This is a genomic window from Hathewaya massiliensis, from assembly GCF_902143515.1.
Classification (GTDB): Bacteria; Bacillota; Clostridia; order Clostridiales; family Clostridiaceae; genus Hathewaya; species Hathewaya massiliensis.
In genome coordinates this window covers 143,040-158,909 of record NZ_CABFVD010000008.1, presented here as the reverse complement: position 1 = coordinate 158,909, position 15,870 = coordinate 143,040, and the positions used below count along the sequence as shown (strand labels likewise).

Annotated in this window: 17 protein-coding genes and 2 pseudogenes; 16 read left to right on the top strand and 3 right to left on the bottom strand. The window is 29.4% G+C overall.

The features are described 5' to 3' along the window. Window positions 1–117: 117 nt before the first annotated feature. From FNZ64_RS13890 to FNZ64_RS13875, 4 genes are all read left to right on the top strand, one after another. Window positions 118–501, top strand: coding sequence for a GrdX family protein (locus tag FNZ64_RS13890; RefSeq protein WP_142415604.1), 384 nt, complete (start codon window positions 118–120; stop codon window positions 499–501). Window positions 502–530: 29 nt separating this feature from the next. After that, on the top strand, window positions 531–1,817 hold the full coding sequence (locus FNZ64_RS13885; RefSeq protein ID WP_142415603.1) for a glycine/sarcosine/betaine reductase component B subunit: 1,287 nt from the start codon (window positions 531–533) through the stop codon (window positions 1,815–1,817). A 24-nt stretch (window positions 1,818–1,841) separates the two neighbouring features. After that, window positions 1,842–3,140 carry a glycine reductase complex selenoprotein B gene (gene grdB, locus FNZ64_RS13880; RefSeq protein ID WP_142415602.1) on the top strand — a complete coding sequence of 433 codons (1,299 nt, stop codon included), beginning with the start codon at window positions 1,842–1,844 and terminating at the stop codon, window positions 3,138–3,140. Window positions 3,141–3,240: 100 nt separating this feature from the next. Beyond that, window positions 3,241–4,323: a YkvI family membrane protein gene (locus FNZ64_RS13875; protein ID WP_142415601.1), complete on the top strand. Its 1,083-nt coding sequence runs from the start codon at window positions 3,241–3,243 to the stop codon at window positions 4,321–4,323. 147 nt (window positions 4,324–4,470) lie between these two features. Here the strand turns inward: FNZ64_RS13875 and FNZ64_RS13870 are convergent. The 3 genes and pseudogenes from FNZ64_RS13870 to FNZ64_RS13860 form a co-directional block, all read right to left on the bottom strand. Then, window positions 4,471–4,935, bottom strand: a pseudogene (locus FNZ64_RS13870) (HD domain-containing protein); the annotation flags it as partial. A 58-nt stretch (window positions 4,936–4,993) separates the two neighbouring features. Beyond that, a complete protein-coding gene (locus FNZ64_RS13865) occupies window positions 4,994–5,230 on the bottom strand; it encodes a GNAT family N-acetyltransferase (protein WP_341472640.1) in 237 nt (78 codons plus the stop codon). 128 nt (window positions 5,231–5,358) lie between these two features. Then, window positions 5,359–5,598, bottom strand: a complete 240-nt coding sequence (locus FNZ64_RS13860; protein WP_142415598.1) for a hypothetical protein — start codon at window positions 5,596–5,598, stop codon at window positions 5,359–5,361. 732 nt (window positions 5,599–6,330) lie between these two features. On the opposite strand from FNZ64_RS13860, the gene abc-f reads away from it, so the two are divergent. The 12 genes and pseudogenes from abc-f to FNZ64_RS13815 all read left to right on the top strand — a co-directional run bounded on the left by abc-f (window position 6,331) and on the right by FNZ64_RS13815 (window position 15,854). Next, a complete protein-coding gene (abc-f, locus tag FNZ64_RS13855; RefSeq protein ID WP_142415597.1) occupies window positions 6,331–7,977 on the top strand; it encodes a ribosomal protection-like ABC-F family protein in 1,647 nt (548 codons plus the stop codon). 218 nt (window positions 7,978–8,195) lie between these two features. Next, window positions 8,196–8,801: a peptidylprolyl isomerase gene (locus tag FNZ64_RS13850; protein ID WP_142415596.1), complete on the top strand. Its 606-nt coding sequence runs from the start codon at window positions 8,196–8,198 to the stop codon at window positions 8,799–8,801. Between the two features lie 96 nt (window positions 8,802–8,897). Then, window positions 8,898–9,359, top strand: a pseudogene (locus FNZ64_RS13845) (alpha/beta fold hydrolase); the annotation flags it as partial. 330 nt (window positions 9,360–9,689) lie between these two features. Further along, window positions 9,690–9,875 (top strand): hypothetical protein, encoded by a 186-nt coding sequence (locus FNZ64_RS13840; protein WP_185903800.1) that lies wholly within the window; start codon window positions 9,690–9,692, stop codon window positions 9,873–9,875. 257 nt (window positions 9,876–10,132) lie between these two features. Further along, window positions 10,133–10,918: a GNAT family N-acetyltransferase gene (locus FNZ64_RS13835; RefSeq protein ID WP_142415594.1), complete on the top strand. Its 786-nt coding sequence runs from the start codon at window positions 10,133–10,135 to the stop codon at window positions 10,916–10,918. A 202-nt stretch (window positions 10,919–11,120) separates the two neighbouring features. Continuing rightward, window positions 11,121–11,765: a hypothetical protein gene (locus tag FNZ64_RS13830; protein WP_142415593.1), complete on the top strand. Its 645-nt coding sequence runs from the start codon at window positions 11,121–11,123 to the stop codon at window positions 11,763–11,765. A gap of 145 nt (window positions 11,766–11,910) precedes the next feature. Next, window positions 11,911–12,063: a hypothetical protein gene (locus tag FNZ64_RS14820; protein WP_185903799.1), complete on the top strand. Its 153-nt coding sequence runs from the start codon at window positions 11,911–11,913 to the stop codon at window positions 12,061–12,063. A 142-nt stretch (window positions 12,064–12,205) separates the two neighbouring features. Then, window positions 12,206–12,970, top strand: a complete 765-nt coding sequence (locus FNZ64_RS13825; RefSeq protein ID WP_142415592.1) for an HAD family hydrolase — start codon at window positions 12,206–12,208, stop codon at window positions 12,968–12,970. A gap of 170 nt (window positions 12,971–13,140) precedes the next feature. Next, window positions 13,141–13,269, top strand: a complete 129-nt coding sequence (locus FNZ64_RS15055) for a hypothetical protein (protein ID WP_279233284.1) — start codon at window positions 13,141–13,143, stop codon at window positions 13,267–13,269. Window positions 13,270–13,700: 431 nt separating this feature from the next. Next, window positions 13,701–14,819, top strand: a complete 1,119-nt coding sequence (locus FNZ64_RS13820; RefSeq protein ID WP_142415591.1) for a DUF4064 domain-containing protein — start codon at window positions 13,701–13,703, stop codon at window positions 14,817–14,819. A gap of 67 nt (window positions 14,820–14,886) precedes the next feature. Continuing rightward, window positions 14,887–15,009, top strand: a complete 123-nt coding sequence (locus FNZ64_RS15050; RefSeq protein WP_279233283.1) for a hypothetical protein — start codon at window positions 14,887–14,889, stop codon at window positions 15,007–15,009. Next, window positions 15,006–15,854, top strand: a complete 849-nt coding sequence (locus tag FNZ64_RS13815) for a M15 family metallopeptidase (RefSeq protein WP_142415590.1) — start codon at window positions 15,006–15,008, stop codon at window positions 15,852–15,854. Before FNZ64_RS15050 ends, FNZ64_RS13815 begins: the two co-directional genes overlap by 4 nt. The last annotated feature ends 16 nt before the right edge of the window (window positions 15,855–15,870 follow it).

Here is a 15,870-nt window from a genome sequence, read left to right as displayed (position 1 = left end):
GGTAAATTTTTAATGATAATACAAAAATTATTATTGGTGACATAGATGGCATATTAGGACTAGCCATAGAAGAATGTATAAAATATTGATAATAGCAATATGGAAGGAGATAAACAAATGGGAAGCAAGATAAATTATCAGATAGTAACTAATAATCCAACTGTAAAAAACAATTATGAAGAAGTAATCTTTATTGAAGGTGGCTTTGAAGATGTGTTATTTAAGGTTAGAGATTTAGTTCATTCAGGTTTTGAACTTATCAATCATCCTTTAGGAGCAAGTATCAGAATGTTTTTCTCCCCATATCGTTCAATTATAATTGGTGAGAAATTACAAAAGATAAATGATATTCATGTAGAAACAATTGAAAACAGCATATCAAACTATAAAAAACATATGAAAGTTAGAAAACCAGATATAGTAAATGCTGAAGACTATGCTTTAATTGATATCGAACTTTTAAAATCCTCATTAGAGGAGTTTGAAAGAATTTATAATTAAAAATTAAAAATAAAGTGGAGGTGCTTTCCTTGAAACTTGAACTTAGAAGAATCCATATCAAGGATATTCAACTTGGTAATGAAACAAGTGTAAAAAATGGGGTTTTAACAGTAAACCAAGAGGAACTAATTAGCAAACTTAAAGAAGATGAAAGAATTAAGGAAGTAAAGCTTGATGTAGCTAGACCTGGAGAAAAGGTAAGAATTATTCCAGTAAAAGATGTTATTGAGCCAAGAGTAAAAATTGAGGGAACAGGAAATGGTTTCCCAGGAGTATCCACTAAAATAGCTCAATTAGGAGAAGGAAAAGTAAATGTACTTTACGGTGCCGCTATTGTTACTGTAGGGGATATTGTAGGATTCCAAGAAGGTGTAGTTGATATGTGGGGTGAAGGTGCAAAATGGACTCCATTTTCAAAGACTTTCAACCTAGTAGTAGATATTGTACCTGTAGAAGGATTAGCACCACATGTTCATGAAACAACTGTTAGATTAGCAGGACTTAAAGCAGCAGAATTTGTGGGGGAAGCTGGAAGAAGCATAGAACCAAATGAAGTTTTAACCTATGAAATAGGTAGTCATGAAGAGGAAGGAAAAGCATATCCCCATTTACCAAAGGTTGCATACGTGGAAATGCTTATTTCTCAAGGATTACTACATGATGGATATATTTATGGAGTTAACAGCCAATTAATATTACCAACTCTTCTACATCCAAATGAAGAGCTAGATGGGGCAGTAATCAGTGGTAACTGTGTTGCAGCATGTGATAAGATAACTACTTATCAACATCAAAATAACTCAGCAATTCTTGATTTATATGCTCAACATGGTAAAACTATCAACTTCTTAGGTGTAATACTTACTCCAGAGTTAACTACTCTTGAAGGTAAATTTAGAACTTGTGATTACACAGCAAAATTATGTAAGAACTTAGGTGCAGATGGAGTTATTATATCTGAAGAAGGTTATGGTAATCCAGACTCTGACTTACTAATGATTTGTAAGAGATTAGAAGACTCAGGAATAAAGACAGTATTAATAACAGATGAATGTTCAGGATGGGATGGAATGAGCCAACCATTGGCAGATACAACTAAAGAAGCAGTAGCAGTAGTATCTACAGGAAATGTTAGCCATGTAGTTACATTACCACCAGCTGATAGAGTAATAGGAAATGATAAAGCAATTGCAACTTTAGCAGGAGGTTGGGAAGGCTGCTTAGAAGAAGATGGAAGCTTGAAATGCGAATTAAATGCAGTAATAGGGGCTACATCAGAAATCGGATATCATAACTGTACAGTTAAATTATATTAACTAGCTTAGAAAGGAGGAAGAAATATGAAATTCAAGGTATTATATTATGTTAATCAATTCTTTGGTCAAATAGGTGGAGAAGAACAAGCTGGAATAAAACCAACTTTTAAGAATGAAAATATTGGACCAGCATTAGGGTTTAATGGTCTTCTTGGAGAAGAAGGAGAAGTAGTAGGAACATTAATTTGTGGTGATAACTACTTTAATGAAAATAAAGAAGAAGCTTTAGAATATATAATGAAAGTAATAAAGGAAGAAAATCCAGATATGGTTGTTGCAGGACCAGCTTTTAATGCAGGAAGATATGGAATGGCATGTGCTGGAGTTGCTAATGTTGTAGTGGATGAGTTGGGAATTCCTGTGATAACAGGTATGTATATAGAAAACCCAGGTTTAGATGTATGTAGATCTAAGGCATTAGTTGTAAGTGTAACAGATTCAGCAGCTGGTATGCGTAAGGCATTATCTGTAATGGCTAAATTGACAACTAAATTAATGAAAAATGAGGAGATAGGTCTTCCAGAGGAAGAAGGATATATTTCACAAGGTAAGAGACTTACTGTTTTATCAGATAAGAGAGGTTCACAAAGAGCAGTAGAAATGCTAATAACTCGCTTAAATAATGAAGAATTTAAAACAGAATTACCAATGCCAGTATTTGATAGGGTAGAGCCTGCAGCAGCTGTTAAAGATTTAAGTAAAGCGACTATTGCTTTAGTAACTAGTGGTGGTATGGTTCCACATGGTAACCCTGATAGAATCCAATCAGCTAGTGCTCAAAAATGGGGTAAATATGATGTAAGTGGTAGAGATGCGCTTACAGGAGAATATTGTACAATTCACGGTGGATTTGACCCTGTATATGCAAATGAAGTTCCTGATAGAATAGCACCTCTTGATATGTTAAAAGAATATGAAAAAGAAGGGGTTATCAGTAATGTATTTGAATATTTCTATACTACTACTGGTACAGGAACATCTGTTGGAAATTCAATAAAATTTGGTACTGAAATAGGAAAAGAACTTAAAGAAGCAGGAGTAGATGGCGTTATACTAACATCAACATGAGGAACTTGTACACGTTGCGGTGCAACCATGGTAAAAGAAATTGAAAGATATGGTATCCCTATAGTTCATATGGCTACTATAACTACAATCTCCGAATCAGTAGGAGCCAATAGAATTGTTCCAACTATTGCAATTCCTTATCCAGTTGGAAATCCAACTCTTCCAAAGGAAGAAGAATATAGATTAAGAAAGAAAATGGTTGAAAGAGCATTAAAAGCATTAAGTACTGAAGTAACAGAAGCTACTCAATTCTAAGAGAAAATTCCATTATAAAAAGATAAAGGGGCCGTATCTGGCCCTTTTTTCCTAGAATAATAGGACAAGTTACTATTAACAATGATAGGAGATGGTAATTATGGAAAAACAGAAAGTAAGCTGGGGAAGGGTTATGACGTACGCTGGTGCATTTATAGCATTTTTGATAGGCTCTGGATTTGCAACAGGTCAAGAGGTATTACAGTATTTTAGTTCCTATGGTTATTTAGGAATATTAGGAGTAGTAGTAGTATTTTTATTATTTCTATATGTAGGTGTGGATTTTGTAACTGTAGGCCAAGATCAGAAATTTCCAAAAGGCAGCGATATATATAAATATTACTGTGGGAATATAATAGGAAGTTTCTATGATTATTTCTCTGTTGCATTTATTTATATGTCATTTATAGTTATGATAGGAGGAGCAGGTGCTACTTTAAATCAACAATATGGACTTCCTACATTTGTTGGTGGAATAATGATGGGCATATTAGCAGCAGGAACAGTAATATTTGGTTTGGGAAAAATAGTAGATATAATTGGTAAAATAGGACCAGCTATAATATTCCTAACAATTATTTTAGGAATATCTGCTATAGTAAAAAATCCACAGGGGTTAGCTTCAGCAAATGAAGTAATACCAAAACTTAATTTATTGAAGGCATCCTCTAATTGGTTTTATGCAGCTGCTTCATATGTAGGTTTTTGTATGCTATGGCTAGCAGGATTTATGACATCTATGGGTGCATCAAGTGAAAGTAAAAAGGAATCTGTTATTGGTGTAGCCTTAGGTGCAGTAGGATTTAGCGTGGCATTAGCAATTATCACATTAGGTATACTTGCAAATATTGAACAATTAGCTGGTTCAATGGTGCCATCATTAATATTAGCTAAAAATATAAATTCAACATTGGCTATTATATTTTCATTTATAGTAGTAGCTGGTATATATACAACAGCAGTTCCACTTTTATGGCAAGTAGTTGCTAGATTTTCAGAAGAAAAAACCAAAAAATTCAGAATATTGACTATATTCCTAGCTGTAATAGGAGTATTTATTGGTTTAAAAGTTCCATTTGATAGACTGGTAAATATAATATATGTAATAAATGGGTATGTAGGTATTATCCTATTAGGATTTATGATAATAAAAACTATAAAAACCAAATTGGGTCGTAGGTAAAATTAAACTTTACACTATTAAATAGAGCATAGCAAAAATGACTAAAACTAAATCCAGTAGCAAAGCCTTACTGCTTACTACTGGATTTAGTTTATCAGAAAATATTGCATTATTCCATACGTAAATTATTTGGCACTTACAAATAACTTATTTTACACCATGCATTTCTAACTTTAATCTGTCAAAATATATCTCCATAAAATTAAGTCTCTCTCTTCCAATTTCTTTTGCTTTTTGAGTATATAATTTATCTGGAATTTTTTTAAACTTTACCTCATATTCAATAAAAGGTGTATGTTTCGAAACATCCTTTAATCTTCCATTTTCAACAGTATTAGATTTGAGATAATCATTTAATGGTTCATTTCCAGTTAGTCTTTGTCCAAACTGTCCTGCTAACATAAAAGTACGAGCAATTCCACTTGCCCCTATAGCATCTAGTTTATCCGCATCAAATAGTATTTTTGCTTCTATTGAATTAGGTTCATTTCCAGTTCGGAATCTATGTGCTACAATACAGTGCTTTATTTTCTCAATTTTATCTTCTTCATATTCTAAATTTCTTAGTATATTCTCTGCAATTACACTGCCTAAAACAGCATGGTCAACTTCCCTATATATGTATTATGCACAGGGAAGTATGTTTATAAAATTAGGTATATTATATTTATTATTTATATAAAATATTAGTAGTCATTAAATAGTTAAATTTATATCCAATCCATTCACTAATATTAATAGCATGTTTGTTTGTAGGATGATGACATACAAGCACCCTATCAAAATCAACAGTCTCTAATAACCTCTTATACATAGATGCATAGAGCCATTTTCCTAAACTCCTTCCTCTATAGGAGCTTTCAACTCCAATCATAAATTGGTAAGGAAAACGAGGAGCCTTTTGTATGTAATAATTGCAAGTTCATAATGTTGAGTTATATTTTCTTGAAGCAATTGAGTTATAGCCTTAAGCATAGCTTTATCAATTGGTGAATCGCATAGATTAATATTTAATTTATATTGTTCTTCTCCATTCTAGTCAGCAGCTTTACGGCAAGTAATCATTCCGTAAATTAACGAATCCTTTTCAAGTACAAATAATTCATTATCAATTCCATTAAGAGATGATAAATATAAAGCTTTATAATCTTCAATACTTTTATAGGTATCTAAAAAATTATATTTTTTTGTTATATTCTTATTGGTTAAATATAAGTTTTCAATTTCATTTGTTGAGAAGTTATTATAGTTAATTTTATAAATTTTACACATCATCTATTCACCTCTGTATTTTGTATTTTAACCAATATATAACATTGTAGCATATTTTTTTTAGGTTAACAATAAGTTTTATGGATAAATATGGTGCGTATAAATCTTGTGACTGTAAAATTAAATTTTTGTTGTCCCCTTTATTCACAAAATTGTATTTAATAACTAGCTATTTTGAGAAAAATAGGGACACGAGGAGTTTAGTGTATCTATTTTCTTGGGAAGATGATAATAGTGGATTAATTGCAGTTACTGAATATTAGCGCCATATTATATAATTGAATCAGGAAACAGTGTTAATTTATGGTGTATAAATTTTTATGAGCATTAATAATAAGTTTTAAAGAATTTTAGGTTAATTTAACTTGACAGTAATGCAAGTAATAAGTTAAATTATAGTTAATACTTTTAAATTATAAATTAGGAAAGGGCAAGGTATTTATAGAAATGCGTATATAACCAATTAATTATTAATATAGGATGAAAACAATATAGAATTTAAATTAACCTTAAATAAGGTTTTATTGTTGTACATTTTATCTAATTTAATTGGTGGATAGTATTTTTATAGTTGTTAATAACTTGCTTATATATTTCTTAATTATATTTAAAATATTAATAATTAGGATTATGCTTATATGTTGCTATAGTGAATATTTTAAAATCTTTACCATAGCTTCAGTAATGTTATTAATAGAGAATTGCTATCCTCCTTAAATAAAAGGAGGTTTTTTTATGTTATTGATTGAATGTAATAAGATTAAAAAATATTATGGTAATAGATTGATATTAGATATAGAGAATTTAAAAATCTATTCTCAGGATAGAATAGGAATCGTAGGGGTAAATGGAGCAGGGAAAACTACTTTAATTAACATATTGAGTCATAGGGTAGAGCCTGATGAAGGCATTGTTAAGTTATATGAAAAAGCTGAATATATAACACAGCTAATAAAGTCTCCAGATTGTAAAAACATTAGTAGTGAAATGGCTTCGAAATTTGGTATAAATACTACTTGGGATGAGCAGATGAGTGGTGGAGAAAAAACAAGATTTAAATTAGCTTCGGCTTTAGATAATGAAAGTTTAATATTATTTGCAGATGAACCTACCAGCAATTTAGATATAGAGGGTATTGAAATAATTGAAGATAAGTTTTATAAATATAAAGGTAGCTTAATTATAATTTCTCATGACCGTAGTTTTTTGGATAAGTTATGCAATAAGATTCTAGAAATTGAAAATGGTAAGATTAAAATATATAAAGGAAATTATAGTGAATATAAAAGACAAAAGATTCAAGAAAGAGATAGAGAAAAATTTGAGTACGAAAAATATATTCATGAAAAAACACGTCTTGAGGGTGTTATTAATGAAAGCAAACAGAAGGGGAAAAGTATAAAAAGTTCACCTAAAAGGATGGGGAATTCTGAAGCTAGACTTCATAAGATGGGTGGACAAAAAGCAAAGGCCAGTCTTGAGAGGAAAGTTAAAAATTTAGAAAAAAGAATTGAACACCTTGAGGTAAAAGAAAAACCTAAAGAAGAAACAAAAATAAACATAGATATTTTAGACACAAATAAGCTCTATAGTAAAATTATTATAGAAGGTAAGAAAATCAATAAAAGGTTCGGCGATAAAATTATATTTAAAAACGCTGAATTTAATATTTATAATGGTGCTAAGATAGCATTAATAGGTCCAAATGGATGTGGAAAAAGCACCTTAATCAATATGATAATAAATAGTGATAATCCTATAAAGATTGCTCAAGGAGCAAAAATTGGATATTTTAGCCAAAATATGAGCATATTAAACAGCAACTTAAGCATCATAGATAATGTAATGGAAAGTAGCATTTATCCAGAGAATTTTGCAAGATTATTGCTTGCTAGACTTTCATTTAAAGGAGAATCAATATATAAAAAGGTTAGTATATTAAGTGGTGGAGAATTAGTCAAGGTTTCCTTTGTAAAAATATTTTTGCAAGATATTAATTTACTAATACTAGATGAGCCTACTAATTATTTAGACATAAATTCCTTGGAAGCAATAGAAGAGAGTCTTAAAGAATATGATAAAACATTGATAATTGTTTCTCATGATAGAAAATTCATAAATGCTATTGCAAATCAAATAATGGTAATAGAAGATAGTAAAATAAAAATGTTTATGGGAACTTACAATGAATATTTAAATAAAAAGGATAAGGGACTAAATAATAGAGATGAAATTCAAAAACAGATTATTATACTTGAAAATCGACTATCAGCAGTTATAGGAAAGTTATCAATAAAGTTAAAAAAAGAAGATTTAGAAATTTTAGACAAGGAGTATTATGAAATAGTGGGTAAACTAAAAAATCTAAAAGATACTAAATAAGTATCACCAATAAGATGAAGGAATTACTCTATTATGATGAAGTTCATGGAAAGAGTGGTTCAGGATATGAATATATTTGAAATTATAAATTATCTACACTTAGTATCAGAGATTCAGTAAGTATCTTTAGTTAGCTATTCTACTGAACATAGCAGTTGGTATATTATATTTGTTTAAAAAGATCAAAGGGTTATATAGAAATAAGGGGGAATTTTAAAATGAAAAATCCAATAGCAACTTTAAAAATTAAAAAGGGTAAAACTATAAAGATGGAGTTATATCCAAGTGAAGCTCCAGAGTCAGTTAAAAATTTTATAAGTTTAAGTAAAAGAAAGTTTTTTGATGGTTTATATTTTTGGAGGGTAGAGAATGGCAAGTTAATACAAAGTGGATGTCCTGATAATGATGGGGCAGGTGCTTTAGAATATTGTATTAAGAGTGAATGTAAAAATAATGGGGTTAATAATAATTTAAGATTTACAAGAGGAACTGTAGGCTTAGGAAGATTTGAGTACAATACAGAAAATAGTGACTTTTACATTGTTTTAGTAGATACACCTAAGCTGGATGATGAATATGTTGCTTTTGCTAAGGTAATTGAAGGTATGGATGAAGCTGATAGAATTGGTAATGTAGAGACGGTTGAAGATGGATTTTTACATAGAGCTGTAGAGAAGGTTTACATTGAAAGTATTACTGTAGAGACTTTTGGAGTTGAATATGGGGAACCAGAAAAATTAAAAGGATTTACGAAGGCGGAAATTGTAGCAAAAATGGAAGCTGTTATGGAAGAACGCAAAAGAACAGGGTTTAAGGTAATATAGATAAGAATATATTAGTTAAATAATGTTCAACTTTATACTTAATTGAATATCCTATATATATGATTACTTATTTAGGGGAGGCTATTAATGGGTATCAAAACTAGCCCTTTTGTTGCAGCAGCACCTAGCCTTATTAAGCGTCCAGGATTTCCTTATGGTCTTGATAAGGAAAATATTTTGCAAATGATTAAAGAAACATATAGCGATCGTCCTAAAATGCTTAAAAATTTTGGCAATACTTTTTTCTATCAATATATATCTGAAGCCTTCTCAGAATGGTTCCTTCAATTAGGATTTCAGGCAGCAGGATGGGCAACAACTGCTATTGAAAATACTTGGATAAATGAAGTGTTATTTTCAGATTTAGGAACAATAAATGTTCCCACTTTAATCATACATGGAATTCATGACAAAGTTGTTCCATTTGAACTAGGTGAAATCCAAAAACAATGCATTAGAAACTCAAAACTTATACCATTTAGGTATAGCGGACATGGATCCTTTTATGATCAACGTGAGGAATTTAACGAAGAATTAGTAAAATTTATAGAATGTTAGTTTGCTTTTCTAATTTCTTTTTATTCTTTTTAGTTAATTGTATATAAGCCCATATATAGAGTGGTTGGCTATATCTTACCACGAAGGTTTTTATACCATTTTGAAGGTGCATTCTTTAAGTATGCACCTTTAAAATGTTTTGTTATCTGATGTTGTAGTTCTTTCACTATATAATTGCATAAGATTTATCTTCTCATATACTCTCATCAATAACTTCTGTTCCTTTAAAATGTTTTTACCAAAATTAATTAAGAATCAAATTTTTGACATTAATATCTAATTATATGGAAAAGTAATAATAATACATATATAATATAACTGTAGGTAAAATTGGAAATGCCAATATTGCTACTGCAAGCAACAATTCCTGCATCTTGGAATGAAATTAGGACTATATTAGTAGAAGAATTTCAAAAACGTACTAATTCTTTGGTAAAAAGAGTAGAAGCAACACATCTACTTCATTGGGACAACCCTTGCCTAATAGCAGATGAAGTAATAGAGTGGATGAAATAAATTTTATTATCAGACAGAATGGTCAGTTGGAATGTTTTTTTAGGTTTAAGGATAAATAAAATAAGTAAACTAAGGCTATTATTTCAAATAATGATTAACTTAAATTATGTTATAACTTCATTTAACATATAAAGAAATAATTTTAAGATAATTAAAAATATGGAGTTATGGAAGCTTATTTAAAAATATATTAGTAAATTGTAGTATAAATTACAAATTTAGATATTATAAATCTTACAGAGAAAGAAGGAATTTTAATGATTTATGAAGTTGATATTAATTCAAGAGAGAAATTATATTCAATATTTAAAGATATGAAAGATACCATGATTCTTTCATATCTTCAAGGACATATGGGGGTTGCCTGGGTTGATGATGTTGAAAATCCTACAGTTGCACAAATACTAGTTGGCATCTTTGTATTCTATGCTGGAGATCCCAATGCAAAGGTTGTTGAAGAGTTACTGTTGAATATTCCAGAAAATATTTTAGTTATTGTAAATACAGATGAATGGAAAAATCGCATAGAAACTGTTCATAAAGGACGTATAGAAAAATTCCAAAGATATGCATTTAAAAAGAATTATGAGTATTTAAAACGTGATAAGATGGAGGGGTTTTTATCAAAATTGCCAGAAAGTTATGAACTAAAAAGAATAGATAAATCTATAGCTTCTGAAACATCTTTTCAAAATCTTTCAGAAGATTTCACAAGTCAGTTTGAGTCCATAGATGACTATATCAATAAAGGGGTAGGGTATTGTATTTTACACAATGGACAAGTTGTCTGTGGAGCATCATCATATAGTGTTTACAATGATGGAATTGAGATTGAGGTTGATACTCATCCAGCTCATAGAAGAAAGGGATTAGCTACTGTGGCGTCTGCAGCGTTAATCTTAGATTGTCTTGATAAAGGAAAATATCCTAATTGGGATGCAGCTAATCTTGATTCTGTTAGTTTAGCAGAAAAGTTAGGTTATGTTTTAGAAGAACCATATGATACATACTATATAAATTATATATGGAAAGCATCAGTATGATGAAGTATTCCTGGATATTCTTGATGAAGAGTTTAAGGATTCTATAATTGAAAAACAATTAAAAAAGTAGAGATATTAAGTTAATAGATGAATATTTAAAGTTGATTTAACATAATATTACATTTGTATAAGCAAGTATGTCTATGATTTTCAAGTAGATAAATAATGATGTTAATTTTACCAAATTTGAGGAGGATTAAATATGAACTTTAGTAATGAAGAATATGTAAAGAATTTAGCATATGTAGAGGCTCTGTTTACATTAGGTGGATTAAGTGAATGTGGAAAATCATCTGCTGGAAAGCATCTTGAAACATTAGGAATAAAAAGACAAAAAATAATTAAAATTGAAAGAGAAATGATGGAAGACATTGGTCTTGACTTGTCAAATGGAATGAAAAATGATTATTTTGTTGAATTATATAAATATAACCAAGAACAAGTTTTTACAGAATTTTTATTTAGGTTAATTGAAAAAATGAAAATGGAAAAGGTTACAAAAGTAGCAATAGAAAGTTTGTATAGAGCACCTTTAGGCGAGTTTCTAAAGAGAGAATTAGGAGATAGGGTTGCAAATATTTATATCGAAGCACCTATTGAAGTTCGTGCATATAGAGAAATGTTGAAAATAAATAAAAAAGTAGAAGCTGAAGGCGAATGTGAAATAACTTTAGAGGAGATGCTTGAAAAAGTTAAAGAAAGTCATCTTTTTAAAGAAAAACATAACGCTAAAGATGTTATTAATATTGCAGATTATGTTGTTGATAATTCAGATAATGTACCATATGATGAATTTTTAAAACAAATAACTTATATATCTGAAAAAACAATAAATACTAGGAAATAAAAATTTGATTATTATATAATTTATAACTTTTTTAAATATGTTCCTAATAAAATTTATCAAATCCAGTAAATATGACTAGCGAAATTTTTAGATGAGATTAAATATAAATTTGAGTTATATAAAAAGTAAAAGAGGGATAAGACTGATGTATAAGTTTGGAGCTATAATTAATGGTAAAGAAAAAGAGTTTAAATATAATGATATATGGAGCATTGAAGAGGGTGAATCATTTAAGAGATTGGTAATTGCGCCTAAGAATAATCATATAGATAGAATTTCCATGTCCTCATGTACATAGATATAACGAGGAAAATGATATGCTTCAAGAAAAAATATTAAACCATTGGGAATGGATAAGAACTCCTCTACAAGATGGGGATGATTATTAAGTATATGATGAGAAATGAAAAATATTCAATTGAAAGAAGGGAAAAGTATCTATGGCTAAAGTTATTATTTCGGATTTAGATGGAACACTATTGAGAAGTGATAAAACAGTCTCAGGTTATTCTGTTGACATTTTAAAAAGGTGCCAAGAGGCTGGTAATCAACTTATGTTTGCTACTGCAAGACCTCCAAGGGATATATATAAGTATATGCCCTATGAGTTAAAGAATGATATTATTATTTGTTATAATGGTGCACTTGTAATTAAAGGTAATGAAATTTTATATAAGAAGGAAATATCTAAAAAAACTATCTTAGAAATTATAGAGATAGCAAAAAGGTATAATCTCAATAATATTTGTATTGAAATAAATGATAAGCTTTATTCAAATTTTGATGTTACTGATTACTTTGGTAAGATCCCCTGTGAAGTTTTAGACTTAGAAACATTAGAGTTTGAAGTAGCTTTTAAAGTTATTATTTGTACTAACCAAGTAATAAATTCAGAATTACTTAGATATTTACCAAAAGACTGTAGAGGGGTAATTACAGACAATGGTACATTGTGTCAAATAATGCATTCAGAAGTTTCAAAATGGAATAGTATTAAATATGTTATTAATTATCTTAACTGTAGAATATCGGATGTAATTGCCTTTGGAGATGATTATAACGATTTAGAAATGATAGAAAACTGTGGTATAGGTGTTGCTATGGAAAATGCTATGGATGAATTAAAGGCTGTTGCTAACTTTGTAACAAAAAGCAATGATGAAGACGGGGTTGCGATATTTTTACAAAATAATATAGATAGCTAGTTTTAGTATTGAGAACTAGCTATCTATTTTCTTTTATTTATAATAGTATGTAGTATAAATCTAGAATAAAAGAACTATGTAATGAATTAGAAGAGGTAAATAATAGTTTTATAATAATTAAAGAAACTTTCAAAAATATAACTTAAATACCAAAAAATAATTCTAATAATATGCAAAATATTGCGGTATCAGTTCAAGAACAATCAGCATCAACAGAAGAAATCTCTACATCTATATCAAATCTTTCTTCAATTATAGTTAATTTAAATAATAATATATCTGGTTTTAAAGTGGAATAAAGAGAAATGGTTCTACAAAATAAACCAATAATAATAATTCAAAACTCCCTGCTTTATACTACATGGAAAGCAGGAAGTTTTTTTATGTTTAGCAAGCAATATTTTCAGGTTAGTATAGATATATAGATTTTATTTGTATTGGAAATAAATTTATTAACTAGTATAATAAATTATAAAAGGTCATTATACGTTTAATTTAAAACAAACGGAAAGTATTGAATTTAAAAGGTAACAATCTAACTTGCTATAAAGTACAGAACAAAGGAGTGAGAAAGATACAAAAGTTGTGTACTCAGGGAGATATGGTAAGGCCAGCATTAGAGCTTTTTAAGTGAATACCTTCAAATTATTGGTCATAAGATTGGAAATAGCAAAGTAAATTGCATAATACATAATCAATAAAATAAACAGTAAGGAGATGCAATAAAATTATGTGGGTTTTAGCATTTGTATCAATAGTTATAGGGATAGTATCAATATTAGGAATAGCTGTCATAGAAAATTTACTTAACTCAAATGTCATGCCATTGTCAATGATTAGTTATGGATTCCATGTAACATTATTTATATCAGCATTAGTATTGTTAATATATGCTATAGTGATAATGATACGAGGCTCAAAAGAAGGAAAATTAGCAATGTTAGGATTTACATTAGTCTGTCTAGTGCTACTAGTTATTACCGGAGATGAAGCAGCTGATATGTATAGTATACTCAAAGGAGATATTAGGGAATATCAGGGGTACACTGAAATATCAAATAGAATAGGAAAAAGATTAAGAACAGAATATAGTCCTTACACAAGAAGTTATAAGTTAAAAATAGAAAAATACACTAAAGGACGAGACCTTTCTCTAGATAATGGTGATGAAGTATATTCTAGAAAAAAATTAAAAAATCCTCAACATAGTGGGGCGGTAAAGGTAAGATATCTACCAATTAGTGGATACCTTTTAGATATAAAAGGGCTTGGGGAGAACTACCTTTTACAACAAAAAGAAAAACTTGACCTACTTGGAAAAACTGTCAATATACCAATGGGCGAATTTAAAGTTTCAAAGAAACAAGATAATGAGGTATACCAGGCTAAATGTAAGGTGGAATTAATCAGAGTAGCAAAAGACATGACAAAGTTTAATGAGTACACTAGCCAGTCCACAGACAGGTTACACGGTAATTCATGTGCAGTTAAAATTAGATTTACTTATTTTGATTTTAATCAAGAAGGCAAAGATAGCAAAGTGTATAAATATATGCCAATAGAAATGAAATCAGAGTTCTATCACAAGAAGGGCGATGAATACAAAAATACGTATGGTTTTATTGGGGATAACTTCAATGGTGGTTTACATAGGGAATATAGAGATGGACAAGTAGATAAACAGGTAAGAAAGGATTCTAGCTATATAATAGAGGGGTGGTTAGAATTATCAGTGTATTCAGAAGATAAGGAAAAATCAAATGAACCATTATATCTAGTGTTGTATGAAGAGGGAGAGGACATAAATAGGAATTCTGTAGAAATAAATATAGAACAATACTTAAAATAGTAAAGTATAAAAAGAAATACTCTTAGCTTCTGAATAATGGTTTGCTTTTATAGAAGAAATATTTACTATGGAAATAGACATACTTACATCTTCCTTACAACTTTATGGGGATTTTATGTATAAGAAAAATGTACAATTACCTTATAGGCTTAAAGAATTAAATTTTGTTAAGGGAGATGTTGGGGGATGAATAAAAAATATAATAGGAGAAAAAAGAAAAGGGGTTTAAGAAAAAAGAGGAGAATAAAACATATTGGTATTGGATTATCCATTATGACTTTACTGATAGTGTGGAGTATTTTTAATATTGGGGCAGGGGCCAAGAATATAAAGCAGAAAGAAAAATCTAATAATATATATGCTCAAAACATCATGAATTCACAGCATGAAGAAAATAAAAAAGAGAAGGAAAGGAAACAAAATAGGGATAATAAAGGAAAAAATAATTATGGACAAGCGGGCTATATTGATGATTGGCAAATTTTATTGGTAAATGAGGATAATAAAGTGCCAGATGAATATTCCTTTGAACTTTCTAATATAGACAATATAAGAAAATTTGATTCAAGGGCTATAGGACATCTTATACAGCTTATAAAGGATTGTGAAGAGGAGACAGGGGGTTCTATATGGGCACAATCCACATATAGAGACAGAGATACACAAGAAGAATTATACAATAAGGAAATTAAACAATATACGGATGAAGGGGCATCAAGGGAGGAAGCAGAAAGATTAGCAGCTATGTCTGTAGCTAAACCTGGCAGAAGTGAACATGAGATAGGGTTAGCTGTTGATTTTAATTATGTAGATCTTGAATTTCAAAATAGTGCAGTCTTTAGGTGGCTCTTAAAAAATTCTCATAAATATGGTTTTGTTTTAAGATATCCTAAAGAAAAAGAACATATAACAAAAATTTCATATGAACCTTGGCATTTTAGATATGTTGGAAAAGAACATGCAAAAGTTATAAAAGCAAAGGAGTTTTGTTTAGAAGAATATATTGATTACCTTAAAAAACAGGGTGAAAACTAGGAAGTTAGATTTTTAA

What these genes read in the sequence shown, in the direction of transcription:
- FNZ64_RS13890 (WP_142415604.1), top strand. Translation starts at nt 118, where the DNA reads ATGGGAAGCAAGATAAATTATCAGATAGTAACTAATAATCCAACTGTA.
- FNZ64_RS13875 (WP_142415601.1), top strand. Translation starts at nt 3,241, where the DNA reads ATGGAAAAACAGAAAGTAAGCTGGGGAAGGGTTATGACGTACGCTGGT.
- FNZ64_RS13860 (WP_142415598.1), bottom strand. Translation starts at nt 5,598, where the DNA reads ATGATGTGTAAAATTTATAAAATTAACTATAATAACTTCTCAACAAAT.
- abc-f (WP_142415597.1), top strand. Translation starts at nt 6,331, where the DNA reads ATGTTATTGATTGAATGTAATAAGATTAAAAAATATTATGGTAATAGA.
- FNZ64_RS13850 (WP_142415596.1), top strand. Translation starts at nt 8,196, where the DNA reads ATGAAAAATCCAATAGCAACTTTAAAAATTAAAAAGGGTAAAACTATA.
- FNZ64_RS13835 (WP_142415594.1), top strand. Translation starts at nt 10,133, where the DNA reads ATGATTTATGAAGTTGATATTAATTCAAGAGAGAAATTATATTCAATA.
- FNZ64_RS13830 (WP_142415593.1), top strand. Translation starts at nt 11,121, where the DNA reads ATGAACTTTAGTAATGAAGAATATGTAAAGAATTTAGCATATGTAGAG.
- FNZ64_RS14820 (WP_185903799.1), top strand. Translation starts at nt 11,911, where the DNA reads ATGTATAAGTTTGGAGCTATAATTAATGGTAAAGAAAAAGAGTTTAAA.
- FNZ64_RS13825 (WP_142415592.1), top strand. Translation starts at nt 12,206, where the DNA reads ATGGCTAAAGTTATTATTTCGGATTTAGATGGAACACTATTGAGAAGT.
- FNZ64_RS15055 (WP_279233284.1), top strand. Translation starts at nt 13,141, where the DNA reads ATGCAAAATATTGCGGTATCAGTTCAAGAACAATCAGCATCAACAGAA.
- FNZ64_RS13820 (WP_142415591.1), top strand. Translation starts at nt 13,701, where the DNA reads ATGTGGGTTTTAGCATTTGTATCAATAGTTATAGGGATAGTATCAATA.
- FNZ64_RS15050 (WP_279233283.1), top strand. Translation starts at nt 14,887, where the DNA reads ATGGAAATAGACATACTTACATCTTCCTTACAACTTTATGGGGATTTT.
- FNZ64_RS13815 (WP_142415590.1), top strand. Translation starts at nt 15,006, where the DNA reads ATGAATAAAAAATATAATAGGAGAAAAAAGAAAAGGGGTTTAAGAAAA.